Here is a 12,786-nt window from a genome sequence, read left to right as displayed (position 1 = left end):
CATGTTTAAAATTGATCATCGCAAGTCACTTTTGGGCTTTGCACTCATCCCTTTAGCCATAGCTTCCGGTAGTATCGTCAGTGAAAACCTCGCCAACGCTCAAAATATCCGACAAACACAGCAAATGTTAGCGCAATCTGTAGATTGGGTAGGCTTATTTTGGCAACGTCGTCCCAAAAAACGCCTGGCCTCTAGAGGGGTAGTGCAACCAGTTTGTGCGATTTCCCCCGGTTTAGTAGACACATATAAATTGTGGAGCGATCGCCCTCTATTTTTATGGCACAGTCCTGGTAATAATCAAGATGCTCAAGTCGTTGTCCGCGATTACGACTCTCAAGAAGTCGTTTGGCAAAAATCCGTCAAAATCGCCGACCAACAAGCGGCTTACGATGCAGAAAAGCCGTTAGAACCAGGTAAATTCTACCAATGGCAACTATCCGGTAGTAATAATTGGACGACATTCCAAGTCATGGAAGCAAGCGATCGCCAAAAAATTCAAAGCGGATTGCAAGCATTAGAACAACAACTGAAATCAGCTAAAGCATCTCCTGAAGAAATCGCTTTGAAAAAAGCTGATTTCTTTATCAACTACGAAATTCAACACACAACTGAAACAGGAACATTTCACCCTTGGTCTGATGCTTTCCAAATTCTTTACCAAGTAGAAACACCCTCTACATCTTTTGTGAAACAACGTGCTGATTTTGTTACTAATGTCTGTAAACCAGCATCAGCAGCGCGAAATCAAGCTAAATAATGCATAATTCGTAATTCGTAATTAACTTTAGTGATATATCTAAACTATGTTTAATTGCTAATTACAAATATTTTCTCCAGAAGAATTCTCTTATTAGGACACAGCAATGCTGTGTCCTATTTTGATCATGAATGGTTTACAAATTTAAGAAACCTGAATAATTAGGAATCATTGCACCTCTGACTATTTATTAAGTATGCAAATTAATTATATGCTTACCAAGTTGGCTAAAAATTTTAAAGTAATTATCAAGCTAAAATCATCATTTATTTAAAACCCATATATTATTTTTATGAAATTATTATGAATTACTAGTATTAATACTGGCATAGCTATATATTATTTATAGTTTTCTGTAATTTACCAGTATTAATAAAAATGAAAAAGATTGCAGCAGTATTTTCTTTTGCAGTAGGTTTATTGTGTTTATTTTCAGACAATGCTCAAGCTCAAAGGGCTAGATGGTCAGGTAATGCAGCGAATGGCTTTTATAATTTTGTTATTAATTTAGACACCAAGGAAGATGGAATTGCAAGCGGCATCTATCCTAACGCAGTGGAATTATTTGAATATCAGGTTCCTAATAATGGCGATCCTAATAACCCTGACGATAGTATTTTCTTAAAGCAGTATCAAGGTCAAAATCTTAGTTCAAAGCTAGGAGAATTAATACTGAAGAAGTACGATGAGAATCAGGATAATATTGACGATACAATTGAGATATTTATGAATTTTGATGATAATTCTCTCATAAAAAGTTCAACATTAATAATTAAACCTAATCCCAACAGAATTGATTTTGATGGGAATTTTAATGATGTTGATGTCAATAATTTATCGTTATTTTACGGAAAATTATCAGAATTGAATCAGCTAAGTCCGGGCTATGAAAGTAGCATCTTAATCGATACGAGTAGCAGTAAAATTATTTTTGCAGAAAGAGTTTTAAAATCGGGAGTGGGAGACAGAGATTCTTTCCAAAGTCCCATAGGTAGCATCACAATTGAAAAACCTTCTAGCGTTAGTGTTCCTGAACCAAATTTAGGATATTCATCGATTTTTCTAATTCCTTTTGCAATTTCTCTTCGGAAACTTAAGCGTTTAAAGGGTGCAAAAATGATTCCAAATCAAATTATGTCTGGCAATTAAGTTATAAAATTGAGCAGCTTTGGAAAATCCGTATTCATCAGAAGAATTCGATTAGATTAATAGCACCAAGAGAGGAGGGAAGAGAGACTCTAACTATTAAATTTACGTGCCTATCGTTGCGATAGGCACGATTTAATCGGTATTTCACTTAGAAGGACGACAAACCCTTATTTTCATAACCATCTACCGAAAGAATTTACTTAAAAATGCATATACACAATCCAAAAATATTTTTTCTTAGCTTTAGCATTCTACTTTCTCTGTTGAGCAATCAAGGAGTATCAATAGCTCAAATAAATCCAGATGAGACTCTACCCGTTAATTCTACTGTCACACCGCAAGGGAATATCCAACTTATTGAAGGCGGAACTCAAGCAGGGAATAACCTGTTTCATAGTTTCAAATTTTTCTCAATTCCGTCTGAGAATACAGCTTATTTTAATAATAATTTAGATGTCAGAAATATTATTACTCGGGTAACGGGTGGTTCAGTTTCTAATATTGATGGCATTATTAAAGCTAATGGTAATGCCAGTTTATTCATCATCAACCCTGCTGGCATTGTTTTTGGCCCTAATGCATCTTTAAATATTGGTGGTTCCTTTGTCGCGAGTACTGCGGACAGTATTATTTTTGCTGATGGTAGCTCATTTAGTGCAAATGTAAACCAAGCCTCTCAACTATTAACAATAAGTGTTCCTATCGGGTTACAATTTGGCTCAAATGCTGCTGGCAAAATTGTGAATCAATCTCAAGCAAGTCCTGATGGAGAAGTTACTGATGCTAACCCTCCTAATCCAATTGGATTAAAAGTTCCCATTGGTAAAACTTTAGCCTTAGTAGGGGGTGATGTGGCTTTAGAAGGAGGTAACTTAACCACAACAGGAGGAAGAATAGAACTTGCTAGTATTGCAGGTGCAGGTTTAGTTAAGTTAACAGAAATTGAGAAGGGTTACGCTTTAGAATATTCAGATATTCAAAATTTTGGTAACATTATACTTTCACAAGGCGCAATTATTTATGGAAGTGGTGAGAACGGTGGTGATATTTATCTCAAAGGCAATAACCTTAGTCTTACCAATTCTTCTTTAATTTTTTCTAGTAGTTTGGATGCGACTAGGGGAGGAAATGTAGTAATTGATGGACGCAAAATAAATGCTGATGAAGGCTCATTTATTGCCACTTTTGCTCTAGCTGCTGGTGATGCAGGAGATATAATTTTAAAGGCTTCAGATAGTGTAGAAATTACGGGTACAACATTAGATGACCAGTTTCCTACGGCAGTAGTTTCACAGGTATTGGAGCAAGCAACAGGTAAAGGTGGAAATATCATTATCGAAACAAATCAATTGCGTATTCAAGACGGAGCAATTGTGGATGCTTCAACCTTTGGTACTGGTTCAGCCGGTAACGTAATTATCAACGCCAAAGATTCAGTTGAACTATTGGGTTCGTCTGACGTACCTTTTGCAAGTGGAATTTCTGCTCAAGTTGCAGATATAGAAACAGACGAAGCTGGTAATGCTGGAAATGTAAGTATTGAAACTAAACGTTTAGTGGTTTCAAATGGAGCGCAAATACTTACTGCCGCACGTAGAAGTGGAAATGGCGGTAGTTTGGTTATTAATGCTTCCGATTCAATTTTATTGACTGGTGCATCTCCATTTGCTACTGGTTTAATTGATGATAAACAACGTAGTGGAATTTTTGTCTCTGCTGAATCTGAAGCCACAGGAGATGTGGGAAATTTAAATCTGAATACTGAAACACTCACTGTTGAAAATGGAGCGAGAATTTCCGCAGATAATTTTGGTTCTGGTCAAGGGACAACACAGAATATCAATGTCAGACAATTACTGATTCGTAATGGAGGGGAAGTAAGGTCAGGTTCCTTCGCTACAGGTGAAGGTGGCACTTTAAATGTTAATGCCACAGAGTCTGTAAATGTAATTGGCACTGGCACAATTAATTCTCAACCTGTAGTTAGTACCTTATTTAGCCAAGCACAAGCATCAGGTAAGGCAGGTAATCTGAATATCAACACCCCTGAACTCAATGTTCAAGATGGTGCAGAAATTACAGTCAGTGCCAAAGGTACCGGTACTGCTGGTAATTTAACAATTACAAGTAACACTATTCGTTTGAACAGAGGTAATCTGACAGCTGAGACTAATTTTGGAGAAGGCGCAAATATTACATTGCAAAATATTGACTTGTTGATTTTGCGAAATCAAAGTTTGATATCTGCCACAGCTTTTAACAACGCTGATGGTGGCAATATTAATATTGATGCTAGTAAAGGTTTTATTGCCGCTATACCTAACGAAAATAGTGACATCACTGCCAATGCTTTCGCTGGTAAAGGAGGTAATGTTAATATCAGCACTCAAGCTATATTTGGTATCGAACCGCGTCCCCAGCAGACAAATCAAAGCGATATTACTGCCAGTTCTGAATTAGGCTTACAGGGACAAATCACTATCACTCAACCACAAGTCCAACCTCCACAAAAACTGATTGAACTACCTTCAGGATTAGTGGACGCTAGTACAAAATTTGCCCAAATTTGCCCCAACGGACGCAATGCTAAACCCTTAGGTAGCTTTGTCATTACTGGACGCGGTAGTTTACCACCCAATTCCTTTGAACCATTAACAGGTACAACTAGCCTCAGTCCTTTAGCTAGTTTGGATGGGGAAAGTTTTACCAATGTATCTCATGTATCCCCAACAGCAAATCTATCGCAGACTTCGCGAATTGTTGAGGCGCAAGGTTGGGTGAAAACGGCTGACGGTAAAATTATGCTGGTTGCCGAAGCGCCAACAGCAACACCTGCGGCTACGAGTAGTTCTGCTGTATGTCCAGGATCTTAATTGCAGCGTCTGCTTTGCGATCGCACAAACTAAAAATATTCTGCAAATTACTGCGACTACTGCATAAGTTACACCTACCCAGAAATACTGAAGGTGTAAGTGCAATGCAACCTATAACGCCATTAATCAGCGATGAATCAGATACAGAACTGGCTCCAACGTAATTTTGATCATAAGTTGCTAGTGAATGAGGGCTTGTGGCGAATCTTCACAATGGTCATTGTGCAACCAAAGCTCATATTATGCAGCCTCATTCTGCTGAGTAGCACCCCAGCCTACAGCCAAATCAACCCCGATAATACTTTAGGGGCAGAAAGTTCTCGTATTACACCCAATGTTTTAATTAATGGTGCAAATGCAGACCGAATTGACGGTGGCGCTGTACGTGGCAGCAATCTTTTTCATAGTTTTACTCAGTTTAATATTAATGATGGGCAAAGAGTGTATTTTGGCAACCCTAGCGGAGTGCAAAATATTCTCACGCGGGTGACAGGTGGACAAGCTTCAAATATTCTCGGCACATTGGGAGTAGATGGTAATGCCAACTTATTTTTAATTAATCCCAATGGCATTGTATTTGGTAAGAATGCCCTGTTAGATATTCGGGGAGCCTTTACAGCAACTACAGCCAATAGCTTAGTCTTTCCCAATGGAGTTGAGTTTAGCGCCACTAATCCCCAATCACCGCCGTTATTAACTATCAATGTCCCAATCGGTTTACAGTTTGGCTCTCAACCTGCAAGTATTATTAGCCAAGCTGTTAATCCGTTCTATGTTGGCACTGGTAGCACTCTAGCATTTATGGGTGGTGAAATTGCCTTAGATGGAAGTTTTTTGTTTGGCGCAAATGGACAAGTAAAATTGGGCGCAGTTGGTGGAGATACAACCGTTGGATTGAATGTTAATGGCTCTTCATTAGGTTTTAACTTACCAGAAAATTTTACCAGGGCATCCATTAACTTCACAAATGGAAGAATTGCCGCTACAGGTGCAAATAGTGGAATTGAGCTATTGGGTGGAAAAATTGCTCTCAACGGCAACAGTTCATATCTATTTAGTAACAATGGCGGCGCAATTATTGTTGATGCGACTCAATTGAATTTAGACAACGGTGCTCGAATTATAAGTGCTACTAATGGTGTAACTAAGGGTGGTGATATTCAAATTCAAGCCAGCGATGCAGTAACTCTCACAAACAGCAGTCGAATTTTTGCCAACAGCAATGCAAACGCTACAGGTGCGGGTGGTGATGTTACTATCAATGCCCAGAAAATCTCCATTATCGGAGATGGAACACTTACAAATAGCAGTGGTATCTCTACATTAAGCACGGGTAAAGGTAATGGGGGAAATCTCACATTCAATGCGAAAAATTCGCTGAACGTTGATGGTGGTTTTATCTTAGTTAGCACTAATGGTATAGGTAACGGAGGAAACTTAACTGTACGAGCTACAGATGCTGTTAATATAACTAACCAAGCTACTTTAGGAATCAGCAACTTTAGTTCAGGTTCAACAGGTAACCTGCGAATTGAAACCGATACTTTGCGCCTGCAAAACAATTTATCTGGAAGGGGAGTGACAGCACTTGCATCTGGTAGTGGAAGTGTCGGTTCTATTTCGATTCAGGCTCGGAATGCAGTTGAGGTGACGCAAAGCAGTATTACAACTCAAGTGGTTTTACCACTGGGAAGTCAAACTTCAGCAACAGCAGGAGATATCACCATTGAAACCCAGCGAGTCAATCTCAAAGATGGGGGTTATATAAGTACCGATACTGCTAGCAGTGCAAATGCATCTAACATTTTTATTAAAGCTAGTGACTATGCAGACATTAGTGGAGTCTCTAGCGGAGTATTCAGCCGTACAATTATTGGCTCAGGAAATAGCGGTAATGTAACGATTGAAACACCTCGACTCTCTTTAACTCAAGGAGGAGGAGTAAGCACTACATCCACTAATAGCAGCGGTAATGCTGGGAATATTACCATCCGTGCCCAAGATGTAGAAATAGATGGATTTGTTTTCGTACCCAAGGAACAGTTCCTACTAAATAACTCTGCTGCGGAAAAAATTTTGTCCGATCCTTTAGCACAAGAAATTCTGTCCCGGTTCGGGGGTTTTTTTTATACAAGTGACATAACTTCGGATGTGATTAAAAGTAATGCCGATGTCCAGGGCGGCACAATAAATGTTGATACAGAACGCTTGCGCTTGAGTAACGGTGGAAATATATCAACCTCAGTATTTGCAGGGGGACGGGGACAAGGAGGTAATTTGGTGGTTCGTGCCACTGATTCTATTGATATTTCTGGGGTTGGATCAGAACGACTAGATGGTTCATTTCAACCATCAGGTTTATTTGCTGAATTGCAAACGGGAGGAATTGGTTTTGGGGGAAGTATTGATGTGACAACAGGACGCTTAAACCTCAGCAATCAAGGAGAAATTTCTGCCGGCACATTCAATCAAGGTAATGGGGGAAATGTGACGATTAATGCTAGTCAAATTGATTTAGGTGGAAATAGCAGAATTGTAACTGGAGTTAACAGCAAAGCTACAGGTAATGCAGGCAATATCAACATCAAAACTCAACTATTAAATGTAAAAGAAGAATCGGAGATATCATCGGCAACTTTTGGCAATGGAGATGGAGGGAATTTAACGATCAAAGCTGATAGGATTATCCTGACTGGTTCAAACAGTGAGTTATTAACTGGTATCACATCATCAGTTCAGGAAAGGGCTAATGGTAAAGGTGGTGATATAGATATTACTACCAATAATCTTAATATACGTGACAGCGCTGAAATTACCTCCGGCAGTATAGGTACAGGTGAAGCTGGAAATATTAAAGTTAATGCTAATTTTCTAGAAATTAATGGTCAAGGAAGTGCGATCGCATCTTTGACAAATGCAGGTAATGGTGGAGACATCATCCTCGAAATCGGTGATTTATTACTGTTGCGCCGTGGCGGTTTAATTTCCACCACTGCAGGCAGGGCAAAAGCTGGCGGCGATGGCGGTAATATCAGTATTAATTCACCCTTTATCGCTGCTATACCCAACGAGAACAGCGATATTAGCGCTAATGCCTTCACTGGTAAAGGTGGTAATGTTAGCCTCAGCACTCAGGCTATCTTTGGGATTGAACCTCGTCCGCAACTAACAAATCAAAGTGATATCACTGCAAGTTCAGACTTAGGCATACAGGGACAAATCATCTTCACTCAACCACAAGTCCAACCGCCACAAAAACTCATCGAATTACCTACAGGATTAGTTGACGCTAGTACAAAATTTGCCCAAATTTGCCCCAATGGACACAATGCTAAACCCTTGGGTAGCTTTGTTATTACTGGACGCGGTAGTTTACCACCAAATGCCTTGGAACCATTGACAGGTACAACTAGCCTCAGTCCTTTAGCTAGTTTAGATGGGGAAAGTGTCAGCAATATATCGAATGCATCCCCAACGGCGAATCTGCCGAAAACTTCGCGAATTGTTGAGGCGCAAGGTTTCGTGAAAACTGCTGACGGTAAAATTATGCTGGTTGCTGAAGCGCCAACAGCAACACCTGCGGCTACGAGTAGTTCTGCTGTGTGTCCAGGATCTTAATCGTAGCGTCTGCTGTGCGATCGCACAAACTAAAAATATTCTGCAAATTACTGCGACTACTGCATAAGTTACACCTACCCAGAAATACTTAGGTGTAAGTGCAATGCAACCTATAACGCTATTAATCAGCGATGAATCAGATACATAACTGGCTCCAACGTAATTGTGATCATAAGTTGCTAGTGAAACAACGTGGAATCAAGCAATCTAAATGCGATCGCACTTCTTTTCATGAGGGCTTTTGGCGAATATTGGCAACAATCAGTCTGCAACCAAAGCTTATATTATGCAGCCTCATCTTATTCAGCTGCGCCCCAGCCTACAGCCAAATCAATCCTGATAATACTTTAGGGGCAGAAAGTTCTCGCGTCACACCCAATGTTTTAATTAATGGTGCAAACGCAGACAAAATTGACGGTGGCGCTATACGTGGAAGCAATCTGTTTCACAGTTTTAGCGAGTTTAATATTAATGATGGGCAAAGAGTGTATTTTGGCAACCCTGCTGGCGTACAAAATATTCTCACAAGGGTGACGGGTGGACAAGCTTCAAATATTCTCGGCACCTTGGGAGTTAATGGTACTGCCAATTTGTTTCTCATCAATCCTAACGGCATTTTGTTTGGGAAGAATGCCCAGTTAGATATTCGAGGCTCGTTTTTAGGAACCACAGCAAATAGCTTGCTATTTCCCAACGGGGTAGAGTTTAGCGCCACAAATCCCCAAGCGCCACCATTATTGGCTATTAATGTACCAATCGGTTTGCAATTCGGCTCTCAACCAAAAAGCATTACTAGTCAAGCTGTTGATGGGTTGGGTATTGATTCTGGTAGTACCTTGGCTCTAATTGGTGGCGAAATTAAATTGGATAATACTTTGTTGTTTGCCTTAGATTCACAAATTAAATTAGGAGCCGTAGGCGGAGATACAACTGTTGGACTGAATTTTGATAACTCCTCGTTGGGCTTTAGCTTACCAGACAATGCAATACGCGCTCCTATCAAATTAACTAATGGGGCCCTTATTGCTACGCTTGGAGATAGTGCTATTGAGTTAGTTGGAGGACAGATAGGGTTAAACGGTTCACGTATCTTTGGTATAAATGGCAGTTCAATTTTTATTAATGCAAACCAGGTTGATCTAGATAACAGTTCTAATATCTTTACTAGTACAGACAGTTCAAGCAAGGCAGGTAATATTCAAATTCAAGCTAGCGATACAGTCAGCCTCGCCAATGGCAGCAGGCTTTTTTCTGGTACCATTGGCGAGGCTACAGGAAATGGCGGTGATATTAATATTAGTGCCAAAAACATTGAGATTACTAGAGACGAAACAACAAGAAATGCAAGTATCATTAGTACACTTAATCTTGGGCAAGGTAATGGCGGAAACCTAACTCTGGATGCTACAGAGTTAATAGGTATTAATGGTGGTTCTGTCTTTGTGGCAACTGGTGGTGCAGGCAATGGAGGGAACTTAACAGTACAGGCAGGAAATACCGTTAATATTACCAATGGTAGTTCTATCTCTGTTCAAACTGATGGTGTTGGCAATGGAGGGAACTTAACGGTGCAAGCAGGAAATACCGTTAATGTTACTAATGGTGGTTCGGCCTTGATGTTCTCTGATAGTTCAGGCAATACAGGGAACTTATTAGTGCGAGCAGGAAATACTGTTAATGTTACCGATACGGGAAAATTATGGCTTTCTAGTAAAGGCTCAGGATCAACGGGTAACTTGCACATTGAAACAGGCACTTTCCGCATTCAAAATACAGGAAATTTGGGTGGAGTAGGTGGGATTACTACTGGCTCTGGCAGGATTGGTTCAGTGTCGATACAAGCACGTGATGCAGTTGAGGTGGTTAAGGGTGTGATTGCAGTAGGAGTTTTAGGTAGCGGTGCTGGACAAGCTGGGGATATTACTGTTGAGACACCGCGAGTAAATCTTAGAGATGGTGGACATTTAACTACAAGCACTTTTATTAATAAAAGTACTAACAATGGAGGCAATATTGTTATTCGAGCCAGTGAGTCTGTAGATATACGTGGTGTCTCAGTCTCATCACCAGATTTTATCCTGAGTGGCGTGTCAAGTATGATGGGTTTTGGAGCAACGGGAAATGGGGGCAACGTCACCATTGAAACACCTCGATTAACCCTAAGCCAAGGGGCTGAGATATCGACTTCATCACTTCAAAGTCAAGGCAACGCTGGAAACATTACCATCCGTGCTAAAGATGTGGAATTAGATGGGTTTGTTATAGTTCCTAATCAACCTTTATCGCCAAAATCGCAGTTACCATTTGGTAATTTGTATAATCTAGTCCAGTTACAGCCGGAAATATTTGGTTTAACTGGGATACGTTCACAAGTTCTTGGCAGTGATATAAATGTGCAGGGTGGCATAATTACCATTGATACAGAACGTTTGCGGTTGAGTAATGGCGCAGAAATAAATACATCAGTGGCGGTAGGATCGGGACAAGGCGGAAATTTAGCCATTCGTGCCATTGAATCAATTGATATTACTGGTGTCGGGCCAAAACGACTTAATGGTTCTCCTGCCCCATCAGGTCTATTTGCTGAGTTACAAACCGGAGCAATAGGTTCAGGTGGCAGTATCAATATTGAAACAGGACGTTTGAACATAAACGATGGTGGAAAAATCTCTACATCGACATTCAATCAAGGTAATGCTGGAAATATTGCTATTCGTGCTACTCAAGTTAGTTTACGCGGTCAACGTAGCAGTATTGGAACTCAAGTTGATGATGAAGCTAAAGGTAATGCTGGTAATATCAGCATCAGCGCTCAAAGATTAAATGTAGAAGATGGAGCAGAGATATCATCTGCAACTCAAGGAAATGGGAATGCAGGTAACTTAACAGTACAATCTGAGAAAATTGAAATTACAGGTTTCGTAAGTGGGTTGTTTTCTTCAGTGGCCAAAGGAGCCAATGGCAAAGGTGGTAATTTGAGCATTACTACTAATCGCTTGGTTGTTAGTAATGGTGCTGAAGTTGCTTCTCGAACTCTTGGTAATGGAGAGGCAGGAGATTTAACTATTAAAGCTTCTGATTCAGTTGAAGTTGTTGGTACATCGCCAGATGACTCATCTAACAGCCTTTTAAGTACATTTACGACTGGTGCTAGTAATGCCGGACGCTTAACCATTGACACTCGCCATTTGAGCATCCGTAATGGAGCATATATTAATGCGTCTACAGGTGGATCGGGTCGAGGCGGTGATATAGATATTAACGCTACAGACTCAGTAGAAATTATCGCTAATCCCGCAGATCAGGATTTTGCAGATGGAATCTTCACATCAACAGCTGGTTCTGGTAATGCAGGAGATTTAACTCTTAGTACTAAACACTTGAGCATCCGTAATGGTGGTGTTATTTCTGCTAGCACAGGAATTGATAGCACGGGGAGAGGCGGCAATATAAATATTCATGCTTTCGATTCGGTGGAAATCGCAGGCATTTCTAATGATAGCCGTCTCCCAAGTTCTCTGTCAGTTCGCAGTCTAGGCACAGGCGAAGCAGGTAATATCAGTGTAGATACACCACGCTTCACACTTAGTGATCGCGGTAAGATTAATGCCGAGTCTAACGCTGTCGATGGCGGTAACATTACTCTCAATACTGATCTCCTGCTACTGCTACGTAATAGTACGATTTCGGCAACAGCTGGTTTAAATCAAAGTGCTGGTAATGGGGGTAACATCTTTATCAATTCACCCTTCATTATCGCTGTACCCAATGAAAACAGCGACATTTCAGCTAATGCTTTTACAGGTAAAGGTGGTAATGTCAACATCACCACTCAGGCTATCTTTGGTATTGCAGCCCGTCCCCAACAAACAAATCAAAGTGATATCACCGCTAGCTCTGAATTAGGTGTACAGGGAGAAATCATCTTCACTCAACCACAAGTCCAACCTCCACAAAAGCTGCTAGAACTACCTTCTGGATTAGTTAATGCAACTACACAATTTGCTCAAACTTGTCCTAGAGGCCCAAATGCAAAACCCTTGGGTAGCTTTGTCATCACTGGACGAGGTAGTTTACCGCCCAATTCCTTTGAACCATTAACAGGTACAACTAGCCTCAGCCCTTTAGCTAGTTTGGATGGGGAAAACGCTGATACTAAGCAGCCAATTGTCGAGACTGATGCACAGATGCAAGTAGATGCAGGGAATTCTTCACAAATTGTTGAGGCGCAAGGGTTGGTGAAAACTGCTGACGGTAAGATTATGTTGGTTGCCGAAGTGCCAACAGCAACACCTGCTGCTACGAGTAGTTCTGCTATGTGTCCCAAATCTTAATCAACAAAATCCGCAGACTTGCAGTTCAACAAAGATTTTTTCGGTGTTCCTTACT

At 40.5% G+C, this 12,786-nt stretch carries 6 protein-coding genes; all 6 read left to right on the top strand.

Features of this window, described 5'->3' with window-relative positions; translation table 11 throughout:
- The first annotated feature begins 1 nt into the window (after window position 1).
- The 6 genes from AACU25_RS21425 to AACU25_RS21400 all read left to right on the top strand — a co-directional run bounded on the left by AACU25_RS21425 (window position 2) and on the right by AACU25_RS21400 (window position 12,731).
- On the top strand, window positions 2-757 hold the full coding sequence (locus tag AACU25_RS21425) for a DUF928 domain-containing protein (protein ID WP_096579083.1): 756 nt from the start codon (window positions 2-4) through the stop codon (window positions 755-757).
- A gap of 378 nt (window positions 758-1,135) precedes the next feature.
- Window positions 1,136-1,906, top strand: coding sequence for a hypothetical protein (locus tag AACU25_RS21420; RefSeq protein ID WP_096579081.1), 771 nt, complete (start codon window positions 1,136-1,138; stop codon window positions 1,904-1,906).
- 206 nt (window positions 1,907-2,112) lie between these two features.
- Entirely contained in the window at window positions 2,113-4,779 is a 2,667-nt protein-coding gene (locus AACU25_RS21415) for a two-partner secretion domain-containing protein (RefSeq protein ID WP_096579079.1), read from the top strand.
- Window positions 4,764-4,943 (top strand): hypothetical protein, encoded by a 180-nt coding sequence (locus AACU25_RS21410; protein WP_190445729.1) that lies wholly within the window; start codon window positions 4,764-4,766, stop codon window positions 4,941-4,943. The genes AACU25_RS21415 and AACU25_RS21410 overlap by 16 nt, the downstream gene beginning before the upstream one ends.
- Before the next feature lie 49 nt (window positions 4,944-4,992).
- Window positions 4,993-8,397 carry a two-partner secretion domain-containing protein gene (locus AACU25_RS21405; protein ID WP_096583928.1) on the top strand — a complete coding sequence of 1,135 codons (3,405 nt, stop codon included), beginning with the start codon at window positions 4,993-4,995 and terminating at the stop codon, window positions 8,395-8,397.
- A gap of 260 nt (window positions 8,398-8,657) precedes the next feature.
- Window positions 8,658-12,731 carry a two-partner secretion domain-containing protein gene (locus AACU25_RS21400; protein ID WP_479688190.1) on the top strand — a complete coding sequence of 1,358 codons (4,074 nt, stop codon included), beginning with the start codon at window positions 8,658-8,660 and terminating at the stop codon, window positions 12,729-12,731.
- The last annotated feature ends 55 nt before the right edge of the window (window positions 12,732-12,786 follow it).

Origin of the sequence: Tolypothrix tenuis PCC 7101, from assembly GCF_963874875.1 — a bacterium.
GTDB classification, from domain to species: Bacteria; Cyanobacteriota; Cyanobacteriia; order Cyanobacteriales; family Nostocaceae; genus Aulosira; species Aulosira tenue.
This window is presented reverse-complemented; position numbering and strand designations above follow the sequence as displayed.